Annotated in this window: 20 protein-coding genes; 6 read left to right on the top strand and 14 right to left on the bottom strand. The window is 74.0% G+C overall.

Annotated features, from left to right (window positions below; genetic code table 11):
- Positions 1-88: 88 nt before the first annotated feature.
- The 4 genes from IEY78_RS29300 to IEY78_RS29285 form a co-directional block, all read right to left on the bottom strand.
- Complete coding sequence (locus IEY78_RS29300) at positions 89-784, bottom strand: hypothetical protein (protein WP_189103376.1); 696 nt, start codon at positions 782-784, stop codon at positions 89-91.
- Positions 781-1,293 carry a DUF6114 domain-containing protein gene (locus tag IEY78_RS29295; protein WP_229700237.1) on the bottom strand — a complete coding sequence of 171 codons (513 nt, stop codon included), beginning with the start codon at positions 1,291-1,293 and terminating at the stop codon, positions 781-783. Before IEY78_RS29295 ends, IEY78_RS29300 begins: the two co-directional genes overlap by 4 nt.
- Positions 1,284-1,904, bottom strand: a complete 621-nt coding sequence (locus IEY78_RS29290) for a DUF6230 family protein (protein ID WP_189103374.1) — start codon at positions 1,902-1,904, stop codon at positions 1,284-1,286. The genes IEY78_RS29295 and IEY78_RS29290 overlap by 10 nt, the downstream gene beginning before the upstream one ends.
- Positions 1,905-2,320: 416 nt before the next feature.
- Positions 2,321-3,553, bottom strand: coding sequence for a cytochrome P450 (locus IEY78_RS29285; RefSeq protein WP_189103372.1), 1,233 nt, complete (start codon positions 3,551-3,553; stop codon positions 2,321-2,323).
- A 239-nt stretch (positions 3,554-3,792) separates the two neighbouring features.
- Between IEY78_RS29285 and IEY78_RS29280 the strand changes: the two genes are divergently transcribed.
- Complete coding sequence (locus IEY78_RS29280; protein ID WP_189103370.1) at positions 3,793-4,962, top strand: steroid 3-ketoacyl-CoA thiolase; 1,170 nt, start codon at positions 3,793-3,795, stop codon at positions 4,960-4,962.
- Positions 4,963-4,971: 9 nt separating this feature from the next.
- Here the strand turns inward: IEY78_RS29280 and IEY78_RS29275 are convergent, their stop codons facing one another.
- From IEY78_RS29275 to IEY78_RS29250, 6 genes are all read right to left on the bottom strand, one after another.
- Positions 4,972-5,868 (bottom strand): ECF transporter S component, encoded by an 897-nt coding sequence (locus IEY78_RS29275; RefSeq protein ID WP_189103368.1) that lies wholly within the window; start codon positions 5,866-5,868, stop codon positions 4,972-4,974.
- Entirely contained in the window at positions 5,865-7,505 is a 1,641-nt protein-coding gene (locus tag IEY78_RS29270; protein ID WP_189103366.1) for an ABC transporter ATP-binding protein, read from the bottom strand. The genes IEY78_RS29275 and IEY78_RS29270 overlap by 4 nt, the downstream gene beginning before the upstream one ends.
- On the bottom strand, positions 7,502-8,659 hold the full coding sequence (locus IEY78_RS29265; protein ID WP_189103364.1) for an energy-coupling factor transporter transmembrane component T family protein: 1,158 nt from the start codon (positions 8,657-8,659) through the stop codon (positions 7,502-7,504). The genes IEY78_RS29270 and IEY78_RS29265 overlap by 4 nt, the downstream gene beginning before the upstream one ends.
- Positions 8,656-9,315 (bottom strand): SCO2322 family protein, encoded by a 660-nt coding sequence (locus IEY78_RS29260; protein ID WP_189103362.1) that lies wholly within the window; start codon positions 9,313-9,315, stop codon positions 8,656-8,658. The genes IEY78_RS29265 and IEY78_RS29260 overlap by 4 nt, the downstream gene beginning before the upstream one ends.
- Entirely contained in the window at positions 9,312-10,625 is a 1,314-nt protein-coding gene (locus IEY78_RS29255) for an SCO2321 family membrane protein (protein ID WP_189103360.1), read from the bottom strand. Before IEY78_RS29255 ends, IEY78_RS29260 begins: the two co-directional genes overlap by 4 nt.
- Before the next feature lie 400 nt (positions 10,626-11,025).
- A complete protein-coding gene (locus IEY78_RS29250) occupies positions 11,026-12,111 on the bottom strand; it encodes a Strvi_7410 family MBL fold metallo-hydrolase (RefSeq protein WP_189103358.1) in 1,086 nt (361 codons plus the stop codon).
- 203 nt (positions 12,112-12,314) lie between these two features.
- Between IEY78_RS29250 and IEY78_RS29245 the strand changes: the two genes are divergently transcribed.
- Together IEY78_RS29245 and IEY78_RS29240 are read left to right on the top strand one after the other, a co-directional pair.
- Entirely contained in the window at positions 12,315-13,766 is a 1,452-nt protein-coding gene (locus IEY78_RS29245; protein WP_189103356.1) for an aldehyde dehydrogenase, read from the top strand.
- Positions 13,766-13,999 carry a ferredoxin gene (locus IEY78_RS29240; RefSeq protein WP_189103354.1) on the top strand — a complete coding sequence of 78 codons (234 nt, stop codon included), beginning with the start codon at positions 13,766-13,768 and terminating at the stop codon, positions 13,997-13,999. The genes IEY78_RS29245 and IEY78_RS29240 overlap by 1 nt, the downstream gene beginning before the upstream one ends.
- Positions 14,000-14,229: 230 nt before the next feature.
- Here the strand turns inward: IEY78_RS29240 and IEY78_RS29235 are convergent, their stop codons facing one another.
- The gene (locus IEY78_RS29235; RefSeq protein WP_189103352.1) at positions 14,230-14,904 is read right to left on the bottom strand and encodes a TetR family transcriptional regulator; all 675 of its coding nucleotides are present in this window, start codon (positions 14,902-14,904) and stop codon (positions 14,230-14,232) included.
- 239 nt (positions 14,905-15,143) lie between these two features.
- On the opposite strand from IEY78_RS29235, the gene IEY78_RS29230 reads away from it, so the two are divergent.
- The 3 genes from IEY78_RS29230 (at position 15,144) to IEY78_RS29220 (ending at position 18,698) form a co-directional block, all read left to right on the top strand.
- On the top strand, positions 15,144-16,538 hold the full coding sequence (locus IEY78_RS29230; RefSeq protein WP_189103350.1) for a glycosyltransferase family 4 protein: 1,395 nt from the start codon (positions 15,144-15,146) through the stop codon (positions 16,536-16,538).
- A 223-nt stretch (positions 16,539-16,761) separates the two neighbouring features.
- A complete protein-coding gene (locus IEY78_RS29225) occupies positions 16,762-17,631 on the top strand; it encodes a class I SAM-dependent methyltransferase (protein WP_189103348.1) in 870 nt (289 codons plus the stop codon).
- Positions 17,628-18,698: a prenyltransferase/squalene oxidase repeat-containing protein gene (locus IEY78_RS29220; RefSeq protein ID WP_189103346.1), complete on the top strand. Its 1,071-nt coding sequence runs from the start codon at positions 17,628-17,630 to the stop codon at positions 18,696-18,698. The genes IEY78_RS29225 and IEY78_RS29220 overlap by 4 nt, the downstream gene beginning before the upstream one ends.
- A 43-nt stretch (positions 18,699-18,741) precedes the next feature.
- Here the strand turns inward: IEY78_RS29220 and IEY78_RS29215 are convergent, their stop codons facing one another.
- The 3 genes from IEY78_RS29215 to IEY78_RS29205 form a co-directional block, all read right to left on the bottom strand.
- Positions 18,742-19,752 carry an LLM class F420-dependent oxidoreductase gene (locus tag IEY78_RS29215; protein ID WP_189103344.1) on the bottom strand — a complete coding sequence of 337 codons (1,011 nt, stop codon included), beginning with the start codon at positions 19,750-19,752 and terminating at the stop codon, positions 18,742-18,744.
- Positions 19,753-19,925: 173 nt separating this feature from the next.
- Positions 19,926-20,786 carry a DUF5336 domain-containing protein gene (locus tag IEY78_RS29210; protein WP_189103342.1) on the bottom strand — a complete coding sequence of 287 codons (861 nt, stop codon included), beginning with the start codon at positions 20,784-20,786 and terminating at the stop codon, positions 19,926-19,928.
- Positions 20,787-20,927: 141 nt separating this feature from the next.
- Positions 20,928-21,851 carry an N-acetylmuramoyl-L-alanine amidase gene (locus IEY78_RS29205; RefSeq protein WP_189103340.1) on the bottom strand — a complete coding sequence of 308 codons (924 nt, stop codon included), beginning with the start codon at positions 21,849-21,851 and terminating at the stop codon, positions 20,928-20,930.
- Between the last annotated feature and the right edge of the window lie 13 nt (positions 21,852-21,864).

Genomic DNA, 21,864 nt, shown 5'->3' with positions numbered 1-21,864 from the left:
GGAGGGGGAACGTCCGGGGCGTGCGCCGAGGGTGACGGCCGTGCGGGGCACGGACGTCACCCCGGCCTTTGTACCGGTGGCGCGCCGCTCAGCCGGTGACGGTGATCTGGGAGGCGGGCGCGGTGGTGTCGGCGACCTTGTAGGTGGCGTTGAAGACCGAGCTGGTCGCGGTGGTCGGGCAGCCGAACCCGCCGACGACCTTCACCGGCACCGCGGCGTTGGTGAAGGTGAGCGTGGAGGGTGCGCCGTTGGCCCAGGTGCCGGGCACGGTCGCCGCCGCGGTGGGGGCCGCGGTGACCGTGCAGGACGCCAGCCCGCTGGTCTTGAGGACGAAACCGCCGGTGGGGATGGTCAGTCCGGCGGTCACCGGCGCCCCCATCTGCATGGCGACGCCCCAGGTGCCGCTGGTGGTGACGCTCGCGCTGACCCCCGGCAGGCTCGTCGTGCAGGAGCTGTAGGTCGCCGGAGTGGTGGAACTGCTCACCGGTCCGGCCGCGTTGTGGTTGCCGGGCGCGGCCGGGACCTGCCCGCTGGAGGTCGAGACCGTGCAGGTCACCACCACCGAACCGGCCTTGAAGGTGGCCTTGCCGCTGAGCGTGGCGGTGAAGCCGTGTCCCGCCGGGAGCACGGTCGTCGACGCGGCGAGCGGCGCCGCTCCGGCGGGCAGGGCCGCCGCCGGGCCCGTCACGGCGAGCGGCAGGGCGAGGGCCGCGGCGATACCGGTGCCGGCGGCCCACCACACGCGTCTGCGGTGGGTGGGGCGGGCGGGGTGCGTCATCGTCATCGTGGGTCTCCTTCAAGGGGGGTGGGTGCCGCAGGGGCCTCGGCCGCGGCGGCGGCCTCGGGAGCCGTACCGGTCTCGGGGGCCGTGCCGTTCGCGGGTGTCGTGCCGTTCTCGGGGTCCCCGGACGCCGTGGGGTCCCCGGACGCCGTGGGGGCGCCGGATTCCGCGGGGGCGGCCGGTTGCCAGGCGAAGATCATCGAGCCGCCGAGAACCCCGAGGACCGTGCCGAGCAGAAAGCCCCCGAGGTTGGACATCACCAGCGCGGCCGCCGCGCACAGCACCGTGAGCACCCCCGCCATGCCCCGGTAGTGCGGGGCGAACCACGCCGAGAGCCCCATCACGATCATCACCAGCCCCATCAGCACGGACGGGATGCCGGCGATGCCCTGCTGCAGCATGATCTTCAACGGTGCCAGCGGCAGGGCGCAGATCTCGACGCCGGCGAGGACCGCCGCCAGGCCGCCCCAGAAGGGCCGGCCCTTCCGCCAGCGCCGCCAGGTCAGAAGCATTCCTTGGTGCCCTTGGAGATCTTCATGTTCAGGCCGGACAGCTTGAAGGTCCCCGCGTTGGTGGCCCAGGCCGTCTGCCGCAGGCTGCCGATGCTGACGTCGTCGGCCTGCTGGGCGAAGAGGTCCTGCATGCCCTGGCCGCCGTCCGGTCCCTTGTCGAGGGTGGAGGCGTCCCGGCCGATCTCGATGCCGTGGAACGACGCGTCGCCGGAGAGCTGGGTGGCGTCCACGAACAGGTTGGTCGCCTCGACGGGCGTGCTGCCCGTGCCGGCGCTGAGGTGGAGCGAGATATCGCCGATGACGGGCAGATGCGTGACCACCGACTGGCACAGGTGGTGCATCCGTGCGGACTTGATGGCGGTGACGGCGACCGGCAGGAGGTCGCCCCTGGCGTTCGTGTCCACGCTGCCGTACTGGGCGAAGCCGTCGCCCGTGAGGCTGTCGGCGGAAACCTTGAACTGCTGTCCCGAGACGGCGAACGAGGCCGCCAGTGCCCCGTTGGCCAGCGCGATGCCCAGGGCGGCGGTGCCGACGAGGGCCGGGACGGACAGCGCCGCGAACCTGCGCCATCTGATGCGTCCCGTGACGGGTCTGCCGTGTGCGTCCTTCATAACGGTGTGTCCCCTTCGAAGAGCAAGAAAGCGCGCTGTCGAACCGTGTGGGGGGCCGTGCGTGGTGCGGCGTGGGTGCGGCGTACTGCGGGGTGCGCGGCGCGGTGCGTGGGTCGGCGGCGCGCGGGCCGGCGGATGCGGGTGTGGGGAGGAGCGTGCGGTCCGGCCGGAGACGGCTGCGGAGCGGTGCGCCGAGAAGCCGAACCGCCACGTGTTACCGGTGAGTTGAATGTAAGTCTGAGCATGACAACTGACAAGGCGGAGGCGGCGGCCGTTTTCGGACATACCGCGCGCCCGGTTTCCCCGGCCCGCCCGCCACGCGCCGGGCGCCGCACCGGGTTTGCCCCCGCATGACGGCGGGGCGCCCACCCGTCCCTCCGGGTGCGCGCCCCTGCCGCCGCTCGCCGTGCCGCCGGTCAGCCGTAGTGCACCCGGAGTTCCTTGACGCCGTTGAGCCAGGCCGAGCGCAGCCGGCGCGGGTCGCCCGCCAGGGTGATGTCGGGCAGGGCGTCCGCGAGGGCGTTGAAGATCAGGTTGATCTCCAGCACCGCGAGGGACTTGCCCAGGCAGAAGTGCGGTCCGCCGCCGCCGAATCCCAGATGGGGGTTGGGGTCGCGGGTGATGTCGAAGACGCCGGGGTCGGTGAAGACCTCCGGGTCGTGGTTGGCGGAGGAGTAGAAGATCCCCACCCGCTGCCCCTCCTTGATCTTCGCGCCGCCGAGTTCGGTGTCCTGGGTGGCGGTGCGCTGGAAGGAGACCACCGGCGTCGCCCACCGCACGATCTCCTCGGCCGCGGTCGCCGGGCGCTCGCGCTTGAAGAGTTCCCACTGGTCGGGGTGGGTGAGGAAGGCGTGCATCCCGTGGGTGATGGCGTTGCGCGTGGTCTCGTTGCCGGCCACCGCCAGCAGCAGCACGAAGAAGCCGAACTCGTCCGAGCCGAGGTTCCCCTCGTGCTCGGCCGCCACCAGCCGGCTGACGATGTCCTCGGCGGGGCACTCCTTGCGCGCCGCGGCGAGGTTCATCGCGTACGAGATCAGCTCCATGGCCGCGTTGGCGCCGACCTCTTCGGTGATCGCCAGCTCGGGGTCGTCGTAGGCGACCATCTTGTTGGACCAGTCGAAGATCCGGGCCCGGTCGTCCTGCGGGATGCCGATCAGCTCCGCGATGGCCTGGAGGGGGAGTTCGCAGGCGATGTCGGTGACGAAGTCGCCGGTGCCGCCGCGCCGCGCCTCGTCGACGATGTGCGCCGCCCGGCGGCGCAGCGCGTCCTCCAGGCCGCGGATGGCGCGCGGGGTGAAGCCGCGCTGCACGATCTGCCGGACCCGGGTGTGCTCGGGCGGGTCCATGTTCAGCATGATGAGTTTCTGTACGTCGATCTGCTCACGGGTCATGGACGCGTTGAACCGGATGATCGAGGTGTTGCGGCTGGCGGAGAAGAGGTCCGGCTTGGTGGACACCTCCTTGACGTCCTGGTGCCGGGTGACGACCCAGTAGCCGTCGTCGCCGAAGCCGGCAATGCCGTGCGGCTGGGCGTTCCACCACACGGGAGCGGTCTGCCGCAGCTGCGCGAACTCGGGGAGCGGGACACGGGTCCGGTAGACGTCGGGGTCGGTGAAGTCGAACCCCTCGGGCAACGCTGGGCATGGCATCGGCGACTCCTGGTCCATCCAAAATTTCTGACGGTTCATCAGGTCATGGATCGCGGTGAAGGTAGTGACGAGTTCTCCAGGTCGCAAGAGCCGCGGCGACTCCCTTTGCGGACAAGGGCGTTGCAGGCCCCTTGCGCCCCGGAGGGCGGCTCATGAGACTGTCGTGGAACTAGAACGCGTACTAGTTCTTCTTCCGTGGGTGCCGGGACCCGCGGACGCGAGGAGAGGACGAGTCAGTCATGGCCGCGGAACCCGTCATCGTCGAAGCAGTACGCACCCCGATCGGCAGGCGCCAGGGCGCCCTCGCCAACCTGCACCCCGCCTATCTCCTGGGCGAGACCTACCGCGAACTCCTCTCCCGCACGGGCATCCAGCCCGACTGCATCGAACAGATCGTCAGCGGCACCGTCACCCACGCCGGGGAGCAGTCCATGAACCCGGCCCGCAACGCCTGGCTGGCGATGGGCCTTCCGTACGAGACCGCCGCGACCACCGTGGACTGCCAGTGCGGATCCTCCCAGCAAGCTAACCACATGGTCGCCAACATGATCGCGAGTGGCGTCATCGACGTCGGCATCGGCTGCGGGGTCGAGGCGATGTCCCGGGTGCCGCTCGGCAGCGCCTCCAAACACGGTCCCGGCAAGCCCTGGCCGGACGAGTGGAACGTCGATCTGCCCAACCAGTTCGAGGCGGCCGAACGCATCGCCCGCCACCGGGGGCTGACCCGCGAGAACGTCGACTCGCTCGGCCTGATCTCCCAGGAGCGGGCGGCCACCGCCTGGGCCGAGGAGCGCTTCAAACGGGAGACCTTCGCCGTCCAGGTGCCCACCACCGAGGAGGAGCAGGCCGCGGGCCAGGGCATGTGGCGGCTGGTCGACCGGGACGAGGGGCTGCGCGACACCAGCATGGAGGCGCTGGCCGGACTCAAGCCCGTGATGCCGACCGCCGTCCACACGGCGGGCAACTCCTCGCAGATCTCCGACGGCGCCGCCGCGGTCATGTGGGCCTCCAAGCGGATGGCCCGTGCCCTCAAGCTCAAGCCGCGCGCCCGGATCGTGGCGCAGGCGCTGGTCGGCTCCGATCCGCACTTCCACCTCGACGGGCCCGTCGACGCCACCCGCGCGGTGCTCGGCAAGGCCGGGATGTCCCTCAAGGACATCGACCTCGTCGAGATCAACGAGGCCTTCGCCTCCGTGGTGCTCTCCTGGGCGCAGACCTTCGACCAGGACCTGGAGAAGGTGAACGTCAACGGCGGGGCCATCGCCCTGGGCCACCCGGTCGGCGCCACCGGCGCCCGGCTCCTGGCCACCGCGCTCCACGAACTCGAACGCCGGGACAAGGAGTTCGCCCTGATCACCATGTGCGCGGGCGGCGCACTGGCGACCGGGACGATCATCCAGCGGCTGTAGCGGGGCCCGTCACGGGGAGCCGGTCTCCCGCGACGGGCCGGGCGTGAAGGAGACGGGGGCGTCGAAGGCGGCACGGCGGGTGGCGCGGCGCAGCGCCTTGAGCACTGTGCCGCCCAGCACGAAGGTGAGGACCACCGTGACCAGGGCCCGGGGCAGGTCCCAGCCCAGGGAGGTGGTCAGGCAGTAGGCGAGGAAGCGGGTGAGGTTCTGCCCGACCGGGTCGCCGGGGACGAAGGAGACCCCCGAGGCCATGCCGCCGATATACGGCCAGCCCTGGAGGTTCATCACCAGGCCGTAGAGGACGGCGGAGACGGCTCCGTAGGCGGCGAGCAGGGCCAGTTCCCGGCGGCCGCGCAGCCGGTCGGGCCCGGGCAGCAGGCCGGCGCCCATCGACACCCACCCCATCGTCAGCATCTGGAACGGCATCCAGGGCCCGACGCCCCCGGTCAGCAGCGCGGACGCGAACATCGCCACCGACCCCAGCACGAACCCGAACCCCGGCCCGAGCACCCGCCCCGCCAGCACCATCAGGAAGAACATCGGCTCGATGCCGGCCGTCCCCGCGCCCAGCGGCCGCAGCGCCGCCCCGGCCGCGGCCAGCACGCCGAGCATCGCGATGGCCTTCGCGTCCAGGCCGGTGTCGGCGATGGTCGCCACGACGACGGCGAGCAGCATCGGCAGCAGCGCGGCGAACAGCCAGGGCGCGTCCTGGGAATGGGCCAGACCGGACGCGGAGTCGGCCAGCAGCGGCCAGCCGAAGGCCATCACGCCGATGGCCGAGACCAGGCACAGCGCGGCGACGGAGCGGGGGCCCAGGCGCACGGCACGCACCCGGCGCCCCGGGGCCCGAGCGGCGCCCGACGGCGGCCCGTCGCCTCCGGCGCGCTGTGGTGGAAGGCCGGTCATGCGGTGGCCTCCAGCGCATCGGCCACCTGCGGCACGGTCAGCCAGGGCAGCGGCGCGAGGACCTTGGCGACCTGCGGCGCGAACGACGGCGAGGAGACCACCACCTCGTCGGTGGGGCCGTCGGCGACGATCTCGCCCTCGGCCAGGATCACCACCCGGTGGGCGAGTTCGGCGGCCAGCTCCACATCGTGGGTGGCCAGGACGATCGCGTGGCCCTCGGCGGCCAGCGCGCGCAGCACCTCGACCAGCCGGGCCTTCGCCGCGTAGTCCAGGCCGCGGGTGGGCTCGTCGAGCAGGAGCAGCGGCGGACGGGCGGTCAGCACGACCGCCAGGGCCAGGGCGAGGCGCTGGCCCTCGGACAGATCGCGGGGGTGGACGGAATCCGGCACGTCCGGCAGCAGCCGGGTGACCTGGGCCCGGCAGCTGCCGGCCGGGGCACCCGCGTCCTGATCGGCCGCGGCGCACTCGGCGGCGACGGTGTCCGCGCAGAGCAGGTCACGCGGCTCCTGCGGGACCAGGCCGACCTGCCGCAGCAGCTCCCGGGGGCCGGCGCGGTGCGGGGTGAGGCCGCCGACCCGCACCGCGCCGGACGACGGCTCGTGCATCCCGACGAGGGTGGACAACAGCGTCGACTTCCCCGCCCCGTTGCGGCCCATCAGCGCCAGGGTCTCGCCGCGCCGGACGGTCAGCTCCACCCGGTGCAGCACCTCGGTCCGCCCCCGCCGGACCCCCAGCCCGCTGACCGCCGCGGCGATCCCGTCCGGGCCGGATGCGTTCCGGGGCGGCGTTCCCGCCCCGGCCCCCGGCGCCGGCGGCACCACCCCCGACAGCCGCTCGCGCAGGGCGCCGGCCTTGCGCCGGGCGTCGCGCACGGACAGCGGGAGCGGGGACCAGTGCGCGAGGCGGCCGAGGGCCACCACCGGGGGGTGGACGGGGGAGACGGCCATGACGTCGGCCGGGGCGCCCATGACGGGGGCCGCGCCCGGGGAGGGAAGCAGGATGACCTGGTCGGCGTACTGGACGACGCGCTCCAGGCGGTGTTCGGCCAGCAGCACCGTGGTGCCCAGGTCGTGGACCAGGCGCTGGAGCACGGCGAGCACCTCCTCGGCGGCGGCCGGATCGAGCGCCGAGGTCGGCTCGTCGAGCACCAGGACCTTGGGGTGGGTGGTCAGCACCGACCCGATCGCCACCCGCTGCCGCTGGCCCCCGGACAGCGTGGCCAGGGCGCGGTCGCGCAACTCGGCCAGCCCCAGCAGATCCAGCGTCTCCTCGACCCGGCGGCGCATCACGTCGGGCGCCAGGCCCAGCGACTCCATGCCGTAGGCCAGCTCGTCCTCGACGGTGTCGGTGACGAAATGCGCCAGCGGATCCTGGCCCACGGTGCCGACGACATCGGCCAGTTCACGCGGCTTGTGGGTGCGGGTGTCCCGGCCGTCGACGGTGACCCGGCCGTGCAGGGTGCCGCCGGTGAAGTGCGGGACGAGGCCGCAGACGGCGTTCAGCAGGGTGGACTTGCCGACGCCGGAGGGCCCGACCAGCAGGCACAGTTCGCCCTCGGGGACGGTCAGGTCGATGCCCTGGACGGCCGGCGCCGCGGCGTCGCCGTAGGTCACCGAGACCTGCTCGAACCGGATCACGGGGTGGGCTCCTTCACACGCGGACCGACATCGGGGGCACGGCCGCGGGACGCGGCACGGTCCGCACGGTCCCCGCTCGGCGGGAGCGGGGCGACGAACGCGGGCAGCAGTCCCACCAGGACGGAGACGGCCGGCCAGAGGGGGAGGACAGGGGCGGTGAGCGGGACGGCGGGCGGATGCAGGGCCGCGGGCGCGTAGGAACCGGCCCAGATCATCAGGGCGGCGACGGCGATGCCGGAGCCCGCGACCAGGCAGGCCCGCCACCCCCACCGCTCGGGCCGGTAGCGGCTGCGCACCGACCGCCGGCCGCCGAGCCACAGCCCGCCGAGCGCCGCCGCCAGCCCGGCCAGCAGCAGCGGCAGACCGTAGCCGCTCCCCGAGGCGCCCAGCAGCCCGTACGTCCCGGCGCAGATGCCGAGCAGCCCGCCCAGGGTCAGGGCCGAGGTGGTGTGCCGTACGGCCCGCGGCACCTCGGCGGTGCGGCCGTACCCGCGCGCGTCCATGGCCGCGGCCAGCGCCACCGAACGCTCCAACGCGCCCTCCAGCACCGGCACCCCGACCTGGAGCAGCCCCCGGAACCCGCGGTCGGGGCGGCCGCGCAGCCGCCGGGCGGCCCGCAGCCGCTGCACATCGGCGACCAGGTTCGGCGCGAAGGTCATCGCCACGACGACCGCGACGCCCGCCTCGTAGAGCGCGCCCGGCAGCGACTTCAGCAGCCGCGCGGGATTGGCGAGCGCGTTGGCGGCGCCCACGCAGATCAGCAGGGTGGCCAGCTTCAGCCCGTCGTACAGCGCGAAGACCATGGCCTCCGCGGTGACCCGGCCGCCGATCCGGACGCCCTTCGCCCAGTCGGGCAGCGGCACTTCGGGCAGCGTGACCAGGGTGTGCGTACCGGGGATCGCGGACCCCAGGAAGAAGGCGAAGACCAGCCGGATGGCGATCACGACCAGGCCGAGCTTGACGAACGCACCGTAGGACCGGGCCCACGGCGCCTGTGTACGGCGGGCCGCGACGACATAGCCGGCCACCCCCACCAGCAGCCCCAGCAGCAGCGGATCGGTGGTGCGGGAGGCCGCGGTGGCCAGGCCGAGCGCCCACAGCCACCAGGCGCCGGCGTGCAGCGCGGTGGTACGGGTGGTCCGCGGGGCCCTCATCCGCGCCGGCGGCGGAGCTGCCACCCGGCCGCCGCACCCAGCACGACCAGGACCGCGATCCCGCCGAACAGCCCGGCGGACGGCCCCCCGCCGTCCCCGCCGTCCGCCGCCGCTCCCGGGGACGGCGACGCGGACGGCGCCTTCTTCGCGTCGCCGACCGGCTCGGCGCACCCCGCCTTCGGGTAGCCGGCGACGGCACACAGCAGGGCGCTCGCGTCATAGCGCAGCGGCCGGGCGACCGCCGCCAGCGCCTCGCCCGCCGAGGCGTCCGCGGCGACCCGCGCGCAGGTCGTCCGGGACGCCGGCGGCCGCTCGCCGCCGGGCGCGTCCGCCGCGGTGCCGAAGTCCACGACGACGCCGATCCGCTTGCGGCCCTTCTCGGCGGGGGTGTGCGCGCAGATCGCGCCGAAACCGGCGGCCGCACGGGGCTTGCCGGCCGCGGCGGAATCGGCGCTGACGGTGAAGCGGAACCCGACGACCGCGCCGTCGGCCGGCCGCAGCGAGCCCGGCCCCTCGGAGGCGTACGTCCAGGAACTGCCCTTGCCCTGCCAGAAGGACCAGTATCGGTACTCCTGCGCCTGGGCGGGCGCGGCGGCCAGGCCGGTGACCGTACCGGCCAGCAGCGCGGCCCCGGCGAGACCGGCCCGGCGCCTCACGAGGTGCTCTTCTTCCGGCGGCCGCTGAGCAGGAAGCCGAGGCCCGCGCCGAAGGCCAGACCGACGCCGATGATCCACCACAAGGCGGTGCCGCCGCCGTCCCCGGCGGCCGCGGCCGCGTCCTTGGTGTGCTTCCCCGGGAGGGACGCCGGGGCCGGACCGGTCGCGTTGAGCGCGGTCACCAGGTCGCTGCCGCCGAAGGAGCGCGGGTCGCCGCCGGTGGCGTGCGCGGCCAGCATCAGCTGGGCGTACGCGGCCGGGCCGTTCTGCCGCGCCCAGCCCGCCGCGTTCTTCTCCAGCCAGGCCAGCGGCCGCCGCGCCTCGGCGCCGTGCCCGCCGGCCGCCAGCGCCACCACGGCGTCCGCGGTGTTGCCGACATCCGGCTGCGGCTTCGCGCCCGGCATCGCGGAGACCAGGTGCTGCCCGTTCCCGTCGAGCTGGGCGACGAGGTAGGCGGCGCCGCCGTCCGCCGCCCGCGCCGCGGAGACCTTGCCCGGCTTCGCGTCCGCGCCGTCCTTGCAGGCCGGCGGCGTGAGGGGGGCGCGGTGCGCGGCGGGCTCGACGACGAAGCCCCGGCCGAGCACACCCGTCGCGGCGGCCGCGGTGGCATCCGCGTTCGGGGCCGCGCCCTTGAGCTGGAAGGTGAACGCGCCGTGCGCCGCCGCCTTGCCCGCGCAGCCCAGCCGGAAGGTGAGCAGTCCGTCGAAGGGGCTCTTGCCCTTCTTCGACGTCACCGACTCCGGCTTCTGCCCCGCCGCCGCGAGCGCCCCGATGACCACCGAGGTGGAGTTGGCGTCGCCGGGCGAGCCGGGCATCGAGGCCCAGCTGCCGTCGTCGTTCTGCACCGACTTCAGCCAGCCCACCGCCTTGCGCACCGCGTCGTCCTGCCCGCCCAGCGCGGCCAGCGCCTGCACCGCGGCGGCCGTCTGATTGGTGTCCCGCATCGTCTTGGCGTCACAGGCCTTGCCCGGCTCGGCACGGAACGCGGTGAACGCGCCGTCCGTGCACTGCTGGCCCACCAGCCACCGCACCGCCGGCGCCGCCGGACGCACCCCCACGGTGTGCTGCGCCAGCAGCGCGAGCGACTGCCGCCACACCCCGTCGTACTGCGGGTCCTTGGTGCCGTACAGACCGTCGGGCAGGTTCTTCGGCGCCTTCGATATGAGGGCCGGCGAGCCCGCGGCGTACGCGGGGGCGGCGGCCGCGCCCAGCACCAGCGCGGCGGCCAGCGCCGTGGCGGCGCGGCGCGCCGGACGGACGCCGGAGCGCGGCGAAGGGGCCTGGGGGGCCGAAGGAGCCGTGGGAGCCATCGGGTCGGTGCCTCTCGGGTCGGGTCGCGGCGGTCACACAGCCGCGCTCGGCCGCCCACCCGCGCACCGATCCGGGGATCGGGCGGGTGGCACCGGGCTCGGCTCCGTATACCTCGACGGGGCCGCGCACCAGCCGTCCGCGGGGGCGGGCGGGTGCGGTGGCGCGAGCCTTGGCCGTGCCCTTCGGGTGTTCCGGCTCGTACGGCCCGGTGCGCGCCGGCCAGGGGCGCGGCGCGGGCGGGCCGTCCTCACGGTTGCGGGTCAGCGCCGGATTTCCACCGGCTTCCCCCGATCGGGTACGGATGAAGTTGTCCCGCACACCTTAACCGGCGCCCGCCCGTCCCTCGCTCGCACGTACGAAACCGCGCCCCGGCCGGGCGGCCCCCGGCGCGAGGTCCGGCTACGGCGCTGCGTCCACCGCCTGGTACCGCACGGGACCGGGGCCCGGTACGCACTCCGCCCGGCCCAGCTTCACCAGCCGCCGCAGATGCGCCTCGGCCTCCGACACGGCGATGGTGCGGGAGCTGTAGGGGATCTCCGCCCAGGGGCGGTTCCACTCCATGGCGGTCGCGAGCTGCCAGGCCGTGCGGGGTTCGTGCAGCAGCGTCCCGAGACGGGCCAGCCGCTCCTCGTGGTGGGCGAGCAGCGCGCGGACGCGCCCGCCGGCGTCGGTGAAGGCGTGCTGGTGGGCGGGCAGCACCTCGGCGGGATCGAGCCGGCCGACGCGTTCGAGGGAGTCGAGGTAGTCGCCCAGGGGGTCGGCGGCCTCCCCCGGCCCGTCCGCCCCGTCCGCCCCGTCCTCGGGCTGTGGGTCCCCGTACAGCCCGATGTGCGGGGTGATGCCCGGCAGCAGGTGATCGCCGGAGAAGAGCCGGCCGAAGCCGCCGCCGTGCCGCGCCGGGTGCTCCTCCTCCAGGTGCAGGCACACATGGCCCGGGGTGTGCCCCGGTGTCCAGATGGCGCGCAGCCGGCGCCCCGGCAGGTCGAGCAGTTCGCCGGGGACGATCTCGCGGTCCGGCAGCGCGGCCCGCAGGCCGGGCATTCGCCGGCCGCCCCCGCCGGCTCGGGCGGTGCGCAGCGGCGCCAGATGCTCCTCCGGCGCGCCGGCCGCGGTGAGCCGGTCGAGGAGGTGGCCGAGCCAGCCGTCCGAGGTGGCCTCGCGGGTGCGGCGGACCACGGCGGTGTCCGCGGCGTGCATCGCGATCCAGGCGCCGGAGGCCTCCCGCACCTTGGCGGACAGGCCGTGGTGGTCGGGGTGGTGGTGGGTGATCAGCACGCCGTGGAGGTCGGTGAGGGCGAAGCCGCAGGCGGTGACGCCGGCGGCGAGCGCCTCCCAGGAGTCCGGGTCGTCCCAGCCGGTGTCGATGAGCACCGGCCCCCGGTCGGTCTCCAGGAGGTGGACGAGGGTGTGGCCGAGCGGATTGTCCGGGATGGGGACGGCGATGCTCCACACCCCGCCCCGGTGGTCGGTCACCTGCGTCGTCATCCAGGTCCCCTCTCGTCCCGCCGGGCGTCCGGCACCCGCCCCACTATAACTAGAACGGGTTTCAATGCGGCCGGAATCCGTTCCCCGGAAGGCCGCCCGCCGGATTCGGCCCGCCCGCCGTGGACTCCTCCCGGTAGAACTGGTATCAGTTCCTGACACGTGAACTCTGATGCAGCGTCAGAAACCTTCGGGAGGCGGCGGCGATGAGCGACCTCGTCGAACACGGAAAGCTCTACCTGGGCGGCGAGTGGGCCGATCCGGCCGGCCGGGACACCATCGAGGTCGTCTCACCCCACACCGAACAGGTCATCGGCCGGGTGCCGCACGCCTCGCGGGCCGATGTCGACCGGGCGGTGGCCGCGGCCCGCCGGTCCTTCGACTCCGGGGAGTGGGCGAACGCCCCGCTGGCGGACCGGATCGCGGTGGTCACCCGCATCAAGGACGCCTTCGCGGCCCGCAGTGAGGAGATCGCCCGGGTCATCAGCTCCGAGAACGGCACCCCGTTCACCTCCGGGGTCATGGTGCAGTCGCTGGCCGCGATGCTGGTGTGGGACGCCGCGCTCACGGTCGCCCGGGACTTCCCCTTCGAGGAGCGGCGGGCCGGGCTGCTGGGGCCGCTGCTGGTGCGGCGGGAGCCGGCCGGGGTGGTCGCGGCCGTGGTGCCGTGGAACGTCCCGCAGTTCACCGCCGCCGCCAAGCTCGCCCCCGCGCTGCTGGCCGGCTGCTCGGTGGTGCTGAAGGTGTCCCCGGAGACCCCGTTGGACGCCTACCTCCTCGCCGAGATCGCGACGGAGGCCGGGCTGCCGCCGGGTGTGCTGTCGATCCTCGCGGCCGACCGCGAGGTGAGCGAATACCTGGTCGGGCACCCGGGCGTGGACAAGGTCTCGTTCACCGGCTCGGTGGCGGCGGGCCGGCGGGTCATGGAGGTCGCCTCCCGCCATCTCACCCGGGTCACGCTGGAGTTGGGCGGCAAGTCCGCCGCGGTGATCCTGCCGGACGCCGATCTGGACGCGGCGGTGGCCGGCATCGTGCCGTTCGCCTGGATGATCAACGGCCAGGCGTGCGTGGCCCAGACCCGGATCCTCGCCCCGCGCAGCCGCTACGACGAGATCGCCGAGCGGTTCACCGCCGCCGCGAGCGCGCTGACCGTCGGCGACCCGCTGGATCCGGCCACCGAGGTCGGCCCGCTGGTCGCCCGCCGCCAGCGGCAGCGCTCGCTGGACTACATCGCACTGGGCCAGCAGGAAGGCGCCAAGGTCCTCACCGGCGGCGGCCGGCCCGCGGGGCAGCCGACGGGCTGGTACGTCGAGCCGACCCTCTTCGGCGAGGTCGCCAACTCCATGCGGATCGCCCGCGAGGAGATCTTCGGCCCGGTCATCTGCCTGCTGCCGTACGGCGACGAGGCAGAGGCGGTACGGATCGCCAACGACTCCGACTACGGCCTCTCCGGCTCGGTGTGGACGGCCGACGTCGACCACGGCATCGACCTCGCACGGCAGGTGCGCACCGGCACGTACTCGGTGAATACCTTCAGCATCGACATGCTCGGCCCGTTCGGCGGCTACAAGAACTCCGGCATCGGGCGGGAATTCGGGCCCGAGGGCTTCGGCGCATACCTGGAGCACAAGATGATCCACCTGCCGGCGGGTGCCTGATGGGGGAGCGCTGGCGGGTGGAGGTGGACCGGGGCGTGTGCATCGGCTCGGGGATGTGCGTCGCCACCGCACCGGACGGCTTCCGGCTGGACACCGCCCGGCAGTCCCACCCGGTGGCGCCGGAGACGGACGCGGAGGCCGACATCCTGGCGGCGGCCGAGGGCTGCCCCGTCGAGGCGATCACCGTGACCCTGGCCGGCAGCGGTGAGGCGGTGTTCCCGCCGGAGGAGTAAGGGGCTGCGGGGCGGGGCGGGGGGCTCGGGCCCGTAAGGGGGTGCGGGGCGGGTCCCGTAGGGGTCGGGCGGGCCCCTTGCGGGCCAACTACCCAGGCTGGGGCGGAGGTTAACGCCGCGCCCGGTACCGCGTGCGGGTCAACGCTCCCGGTCCTGCCCTGTGCGGAGGCCAATGCTCCCGGCGTGGCACGTGCGGAGGCCGGAGTCCCCGGCGTGGCGCCGCGTGCGGGTCAACGCTCCCGGTCCGGTGAGGTGAGGTCGATCAGGCGGCAGACCGTTTCGATGTCGATCTTCACCTGGGCGATCGAGGCCCGTCCCGACAGCCAGGTGATCAGGGCGGAGTGCCAGGTGTGCTCGATGACCCGGACCGCGGAGAGCTGTTCGGGGGTGGGGGCGGCGGCGGGGTGGGCCGGCTCCTGCCCGGGGTGGCGCGGGGCGGCCGGCGGGGCCATCGCGTCGAGGATGATCGCGGTGGTCAGCCGGGAGACGGTGTCCACCTCGGGGCTCACCGAGCGGTCGGCGAAGGTCAGCGCGCGCACCATCGCGTCCGCGAGGTGCGGCTCGCGCTGGAGCGCGCGGAAGGCCCGCATCAGGGTCTGCGCGACCCGGGCGCCGGGGTCCTGCTCCGACGGCGGGCGCTTGCGCAGCGTCTCGTGCATGTGCTGGAGCTGGTCCTGCATGGTGGCGACCAGCAGGTGCACCTTGGAGGGGAAGTAGCGGTAGAGGGTGCCGAGGGCGACGCCCGAGGACTCCGCGACCTCGCGCATCTGCACGGCGTCGAAGCCGCCACGGGACGCCAGCCGGGCGCTGGTGTGCAGGATGCGGCGGCGTCTGGCCTCCTGACGCTCGGTCAGGGGAGGACTCGCGGGAAGCGTCGGCCTGGCTGCCTTGGATTCCGTAGTCATATTTCCCATTCCGTGGCATTCCGTCCGCGATGCGGCGAGTGCCGGTGGTGTGCTCGGCACAGCATGGCAGGGGGGCGGGTGGTGGCGCGAATCACCTGGTGCGGCTCTTTTCGCATCGTTCTCGGCCGGTAGATTCGAGGCTCGGTGAACTGATCAGTAGCCAATCAGTTCTGAAACTTGTTCTAGATTACCGCCAGCGGTTACGCTCCGGCGAAAGTCCAGTGAGAAGGGGGCCGAGCGTGACCGCAGAGGCCGTCCAGGCAGCCGCGCCTCGCCCCGCTGAGGCCCTCTCGGCCTCCGCCCCGGCCCATGGCGAGCGACCCCTGCGCATCGCGATGCTCACGTACAAGGGAAACCCGTTCTGCGGCGGACAGGGCGTCTATGTGCGCCACCTCTCCCGCGAACTGGCCCGCCTGGGCCACACCGTCGAGGTCATCGGCGCCCAGCCCTACCCCGTCGTCGACGACGGGGTGACCCTGACCGAGCTGCCCAGCCTGGACCTCTACCGCCAGCCGGACCCGTTCCGCACGCCGAAGCGCGGCGAGTACCGCGACTGGATCGACGCCCTGGAGGTCGGCACGATGTGGACCGGCGGCTTCCCCGAGCCGCTGACCTTCTCGCTGCGGGCCCGGCGCCATCTCGCCGCCCACCGCGGCCGGTTCGACGTCGTCCACGACAACCAGACCCTCGGCTACGGCCTGCTCGGCGGCCCCGGCGCGCTCGGCGCCCCGCTGGTCACCACCATCCACCACCCCATCACCGTCGACCGGCGGCTGGACCTGGCCGCCGCCGCCAACTGGCGGCGCCGGGCCTCCGTGCGCCGCTGGTACGGCTTCACCCGCATGCAAAAGCGCGTCGCCCGCCGGCTGCCGTCCGTGCTGACCGTCTCAGGATCCTCGCGCCAGGAGATCGTCGACGACCTCGGCGTCCGCCCCGACCGCATCCACGTCGTGCACATCGGCGCCGACACCGAGCTGTTCTCGCCGGATCCCGCCGTCCCCGAGGTGCCCGGGCGGATCGTCACCACCTCCAGCGCGGACGTGCCCCTCAAGGGGCTGATCCACCTCGTCGAGGCGCTCGCCAAGGTGCGCACCGAGCAGCCCGACGCCCATCTCGTGGTCGTCGGCAGGCGCGCCGACGACGGGCCGGTGGCCGCCGCCATCGAACGGCTCGGGCTGTCCGGTGCCGTCGACTTCGTCAAGGGCATCTCCGACGGCGAGCTCGTCGACCTCGTCCGCGGGGCCCAGATCGCCTGCGTCCCCTCCCTCTACGAGGGCTTCTCGCTGCCCGCCGCCGAGGCGATGGCCACCGGCACCCCGCTGCTGGCCACCACCGGCGGCGCCATCCCCGAGGTCGCCGGGCCGGACGGCGAGACCTGCCTCGCGGTGCCCCCGGGCGACGCCGACGCGCTGGCCGGCGGGCTGCTGCGGCTCCTGGGCGACGCGTCGTTGCGCCGCCGGCTCGGCGCGGCCGGCCGGGAGCGGGTGCTGGCCCGCTTCACCTGGCGGCAGGCCGCCCTCGGCACCGCCGAGCGCTACCGCGAGGCCATCGCCCGCCAGGGCGGCGCCGCAGCCGCCCTGTCCGGGGCGGGCGCCGGCACCGCGCCCGCGCCGCGCACCGCCGGACACGTCTAGGGGGTGTCGTTCGGATCATGGCGGGCTCGCGGGGTCTGGCACGCACATCTGCGGCGTTGTCGTCGGTTGCCGACGCTCCGCGTCGACTCCCTCCTCCGCCTTGCAGCTGCACGCACCAGACCCCGCTCCCTGATCCACCATGATCCGAACGACACCCCCTAGCCGGCCCGCAGTACCTTCCGCAGCCACACCGCCACCCACCGCCGGACGAAAGCAGAACGCCGTGCTGACCGTCGACTTTTCCCGCTTCCCGCTCGCCCCGGGCGACCGCGTGCTCGATCTGGGGTGCGGCGCCGGCCGGCACGCCTTCGAGTGCTACCGGCGCGGCGCGCAGGTCGTCGCCCTCGACCAGAACGGCGAGGAGATCCGCGAGGTCGCCAAGTGGTTCGCCGCGATGGAGGAGGCGGGCGAGGCCCCGGCGGGCGCCTCCGCCACCGCGATGGAGGGCGACGCGCTCAACCTGCCCTTCCCCGACGACAGTTTCGACGTCGTGATCATCTCCGAGGTGATGGAGCACATCCCGGACGACAAGGGCGTGCTCGCCGAGATGGTCCGGGTGCTGCGCCCCGGCGGCCGGATCGCCGTCACCGTGCCCCGCTACGGCCCCGAGAAGGTCTGCTGGGCGCTCAGCGACGCCTACCACGAGGTCGAGGGCGGCCACATCCGCATCTACCGCGGCGACGAACTCCTCGACAAGGTGCGGGAGGCGGGCCTGGAGCCGTACGGCACGCACCACGCCCACGGACTGCACAGCCCCTACTGGTGGCTGAAGTGCGCCTTCGGGGTGGACAACGACAAGGCGCTGCCGGTGCAGGCGTACCACAAGCTGCTGGTCTGGGACATCATGAAGAAGCCGCTGGCCACCCGGCTCGCCGAGCGGGCGCTGAACCCCGTCATCGGCAAGAGCTTCGTCGTCTACGCCACCAAGCCGCACCTGCCCGAGGCGCCCGCCGCCGGGGCGGACGAGACCGCCGAGGCCGCGCCCGCACCCGCGCCCGCCGTTAAGACCGCGAAGACCGCCAAGTCCGCCGGGTCCAGGCCGAAGCGCGGCGCCTCGTCCGCCGCCAAGCCCTCCGCCGGGGCCGCCAAGTGACGAGTCCCGGGCGTACCGAACGGCTCGTCCTGCCGGGCGTGCTCACCGCCGAACAGGCGGCCCGCACGGTCGCCGGCATCCTCGCGACCCAGCGGCCGGACGGCGCCATCCCCTGGTTCCGGGGCCACCACCTCGACCCGTGGGACCACACCGAGGCCGCCATGGCCCTCGACGCGGCCGGCGAACACGAGCGCGCCGAGGCCGCGTACGACTGGCTGGTGCGCCACCAGAACCCGGACGGGTCCTGGTACGCGGCCTACGCCGACGGCGACGCCGAGGAACCCACCGACCGCGGCCGGGAGACCAACTTCTGCGCCTATCTCGCGGTCGGCGTCTGGCACCACTTCCTGTCCACCGGCGACGAGACCTTCCTCGACCGCATGTGGCCCGCGGTCCGCGCGTCGATCGGCTTCGTGCTGGAACTCCAGCAGCCCGGCGGGGAGATCGGCTGGAAGCGCGAGGAGGACGGCACCCCCGTCAACGAGGCGCTGCTGACCGGCTCCTCCTCCATCTACCAGGCCCTGCGCTGCGCCCTGGCGCTCGCCGAGCAGCGCGAGGAGCCGCAGCCCGACTGGGAGCTGGCGGCCGGCCGGCTCGGCCACGCGATACGCAGCCACCCCGAACGCTTCCTGGACAAGTCCCGCTACTCCATGGACTGGTACTACCCGGTCCTGGGCGGCGCGCTCCGCGGCGAGCGGGCCAGGGACCGGATCGACGCCGACTGGGAGCGCTTCGTCGTGCCCGGCCTGGGCGTGCGCTGCGTGCTGCCCAACCCCTGGGTGACCGGCGGCGAGAGCGCGGAACTGGCGCTCGCGCTGTGGGCGATGGGGGAGTCCGAGCGGGCCGTGCAGATCCTCAAGTGGATCGGCCACCTGCGCGCCGACGACGGCCTGTACTGGACCGGCTACGTCTTCGACGACGACGCGATCTGGCCCCGCGAACGCACCTCCTGGACGGCCGGTTCGCTGCTGCTGGCGGTCGCGGCCCTGGGCGGCGACGAGGCCACCACCGCGGTCTTCGGCGGGGAGCGGCTGCCGACCGGCCTCGATCCGGACTGCTGCCGGTAGGCGGCCGGCCGGGGGGGGGCCGCCGCGGTCCCGCCGGCCGCGGTCAGGAATTCAGTTCGGCCAGCACCCGCAGCGTGTGCGGGTCCGGGGCGGTGACCAGCAGGTCCGTGACCGGGCCCGCGCGCCACGACTCCAGCCGCTCCGCGATCCGCGCCCGCGGCCCCACCAGCGAGATCTCATCGGCGAAGGCGTCCGGCACGGCGAGGACGGCCTCCTCCTTGCGGCCCTCCAGGAAGAGCCGCTGCACCTGCCGGGCCTCCTCCTCGAAGCCCATCCGCGCCATCAGGTCGGCGTGGAAGTTCTTCGCCGCGTGGCCCATGCCGCCGATGTAGAAGCCGAGCATCGCCTTGACCGGCAGCAGCCCCTCGGCGACGTCGTCGCAGACCAGGGCGCGGGCCATCGGCGCGATGAGGAAGCCGTCCGGGGCGTGCGCCAGCGAGGCTTGGTAGACGTCGGTGCGCCGCGGCGACCAGTACAGCGGCAGCCAGCCGTCCGCGATCCGGGCCGTCTGGGCGATGTTCCTGGGCCCCTCGGCGCCCAGCAGGACGGGGAGGTGGGCGCGCAGCGGGTGGGTGATGGGCTTGAGCGGCTTGCCCAGTCCGGTGCCGTCCGGGCCGGGGTAGGGAAGCGGGTGGAAGGACCCCTCCGAGACCACCGGCCCCTCCCGGCGCAGGACTTGCCGGATCACATCCACGTACTCGCGGGTGGCGGTCAGCGGGCTCTTGGGGAACGGCCGCCCGTACCACCCCTCGACGACCTGCGGCCCGGACAGCCCCAGGCCCAGCAGCAGCCGCCCGCCGGAGAGATGATCGAGGGTCAGGGCGTGCATGGCGGTGGCGGTCGGGGTGCGGGCCGCCATCTGGGCGATGCCGGTGCCCAGTTTGATCCGGGAGGTGTGGGCGCCGATCCAGGCCAGTGCGGTGAAGGCGTCCGAGCCCCAGGCCTCGGCGGTCCACACCGAGTCGTAGCCCAGGCGCTCCGCCTCGCGGGCCAGTTCGAGATGGCGGGGGTCGGGGCCGCGGCCCCAGTAGCCCAGTTGCAGACCGAGTCGCATGCTGATCGCCCCTCTTCGGCGTGGCGAGGGTTCCGGGGTGGCGACGCACCACAGTGCTGACGGTGCGTCAGAGCGAGCCGTGTCCGCGCACTGTACGACCGGGCCGCGGGCAGCGCAACGGCCCCCCGCCCGCAGGGGCGAGGGGCCGCGAAAGGACCGCTGTGCGTCCGGCGTCAGCCGCGCTGGATGCCGGTGGTGTCCTGGAGGACGCCGCGACGGCCGTCCTGGGTCTGCGCGATCAGGGCCTGGCCGCGCTGCTCGACCGCGAGGTACCAGGTGCCGGGCGCGAGTTCGGCGATCGGCGCCGGCGAGCCGTCCTCGCCGTACAGCGGGCGCGCGACGGGCACCGCGAACCAGAACGGCGCGAAGTCCGACGGGGCGCCGGCCGCCTGGGTGGCGCCGGTCTGGCCGCCGGCCGTCCCGTCGGCGACGGGCGCCTGCTGGCCGTAGGCCTGGCCGCCCTGGGGCTGCTGCTGGGCGCCCGGGTAGCCGTACCCGTGGCCCGCCTGCTGCTGGGCGCCGGGGTAGCCGTAACCCGGGTTGGGGCCCGCCCCGTAGGGGGCCGCCGCGGGCTGCGGCTTCGGGGCGCCGACCAGGGCGACCTTGAGCGGCGGGACCAGCGGGGTGGCGACGGCGCCGCCCGCCAGGATCAGGGTGGCGATCAGGCCGATGATCAGGCCCGCGCCGGCGTTGGTGCTGCCGATGACGGTCCACAGGCCGGTCCACGCCGCGAAGAGGGTCAGCGCGACACCGAACTGGGCCGGATCGAGGCCGGCGACCTTGCGCTGCTGCGGCAGCAGGCGGCTGAGGACGACGATCGCCGCGCCGATCACACCGGCCAGGTACATGCTCATGAGCGTGGGCAGCGCATCCCAGGCGTTCGGGCTGGCGTAGCCCTGGGCCTGCTGGCAGTACTTGGCGGGCAGGCCGGAGCAGTCCGGGCTGCCGGTGAAACTGAGGAACGAGGCGATGAACAGCAGCACCGCTGCTCCGATCACCACGCCGTCGCCTCGAGTGAGGGAGCGGATGTTCACGTAAGGGTCCTTTGTCGGTTTCGTGGGTCCGGTCGTCGCTGTTGCGGTGCGCGCAGTGCGAGGCACGGCGGTGGGCACCCATCGTAAAGGGGAACCCGCCGCCGAATCCGGCGGGCCGTCGGGTTCGTCGTCATCGGTGAGTCATCGGTGCGTCAGGAACTGCGTGATGCCCTCGGTGATGCCGCGGGCCGCTTTCTGCCGCCAGTGCGCGTCGGTCAATTGCGCGGCGTCCTTCGGATCGCGCATATTGCCGCACTCGATGAACACCTTCGGCACGGTCGAGAGGTTGAGGCCGCCGAGATCGGAACGCACATCGAGTCCGGTGCCGTGGCCGAGGTAATTGGACGGCGCGCTGCCCGTGACCGCGAGGAACCGGCCGGCCAGCCGCTCGCCCAGCTGCCGCGAGGGCGCCACGATCGCGGCGTTGTCGGCCGGCCCGGCCGTGACCCGCGCCGGGAGGATGACATGGAAACCGCGGTTGCCGGGGGCCGAGCCGTCGGCGTGGACGGAGAGCGCCGCATCGGCGTGCGCCTCGTTCCCCCGGGCCGCCCGCTCGTCCACACACGGCCCGTACCGGCGGTCGCCGTCCTGGGTGAACACGACCCTGGCGCCCTCGCGCTGGAGGAGGGTGCGGGCGCGGCGGGCCACGTCGAGCGTGAACGACGCCTCGGCGTAACCGTCATCGGTGGAGGTGCCGGTGGTGTCGCACTCCTTGCGGGCGTTGCCGATGTCCACCTGCCGGGCGATCTCCCGCCCGTGGTCCCGGTTGTGCGGGTTGTGGCCCGGGTCGAGGAGCACGACCTTGCCCTTGAGGCTGCCGTGCGCCGTGCCGGGGGCGGGGGAGTCCTTGCCGTCCGGCGGGTGGCCGCCGGCGCCGTGGTCGCCCGCGCCGCCGGGCGACCGGCTCGCGGCGGGCGGCCCGGCTCCGTGCGCCGGGCCGCCGTCGCCGCCCGACGCCCGCCAGACCAGCCAGCCCCCCACGCCGGCGGCCACGACAGCGGCCAGTACGGCGAGGAGGACGCCGCGCAGGCGGCGGTGCGGTGGGAAAGTACTGCCGTTCGACACGTCCGCGATGGTA

It is taken from the genome of Streptomyces kronopolitis (assembly GCF_014646275.1).
Classification (GTDB): domain Bacteria; phylum Actinomycetota; class Actinomycetes; order Streptomycetales; family Streptomycetaceae; genus Streptomyces; species Streptomyces kronopolitis.
The sequence above is the reverse complement of the archived record's forward strand: the minus strand, read 5'-3'. Positions and strand labels throughout refer to the sequence as shown.

Bases quoted from the DNA above. Each gene is read 5' to 3' on its own strand.
- IEY78_RS29265 (WP_189103364.1), bottom strand. From the start codon at position 8,659: ATGAGGGCCCCGCGGACCACCCGTACCACCGCGCTGCACGCCGGCGCC.
- IEY78_RS29240 (WP_189103354.1), top strand. From the start codon at position 13,766: ATGGGGGAGCGCTGGCGGGTGGAGGTGGACCGGGGCGTGTGCATCGGC.
- IEY78_RS29285 (WP_189103372.1), bottom strand. From the start codon at position 3,553: ATGCCATGCCCAGCGTTGCCCGAGGGGTTCGACTTCACCGACCCCGAC.
- IEY78_RS29290 (WP_189103374.1), bottom strand. From the start codon at position 1,904: ATGAAGGACGCACACGGCAGACCCGTCACGGGACGCATCAGATGGCGC.
- IEY78_RS29300 (WP_189103376.1), bottom strand. From the start codon at position 784: ATGACGATGACGCACCCCGCCCGCCCCACCCACCGCAGACGCGTGTGG.
- IEY78_RS29215 (WP_189103344.1), bottom strand. From the start codon at position 19,752: ATGCGACTCGGTCTGCAACTGGGCTACTGGGGCCGCGGCCCCGACCCC.
- IEY78_RS29245 (WP_189103356.1), top strand. From the start codon at position 12,315: ATGAGCGACCTCGTCGAACACGGAAAGCTCTACCTGGGCGGCGAGTGG.
- IEY78_RS29250 (WP_189103358.1), bottom strand. From the start codon at position 12,111: ATGACGACGCAGGTGACCGACCACCGGGGCGGGGTGTGGAGCATCGCC.
- IEY78_RS29235 (WP_189103352.1), bottom strand. From the start codon at position 14,904: ATGACTACGGAATCCAAGGCAGCCAGGCCGACGCTTCCCGCGAGTCCT.
- IEY78_RS29275 (WP_189103368.1), bottom strand. From the start codon at position 5,868: ATGACCGGCCTTCCACCACAGCGCGCCGGAGGCGACGGGCCGCCGTCG.
- IEY78_RS29255 (WP_189103360.1), bottom strand. From the start codon at position 10,625: ATGGCTCCCACGGCTCCTTCGGCCCCCCAGGCCCCTTCGCCGCGCTCC.
- IEY78_RS29280 (WP_189103370.1), top strand. From the start codon at position 3,793: ATGGCCGCGGAACCCGTCATCGTCGAAGCAGTACGCACCCCGATCGGC.
- IEY78_RS29295 (WP_229700237.1), bottom strand. From the start codon at position 1,293: ATGCTTCTGACCTGGCGGCGCTGGCGGAAGGGCCGGCCCTTCTGGGGC.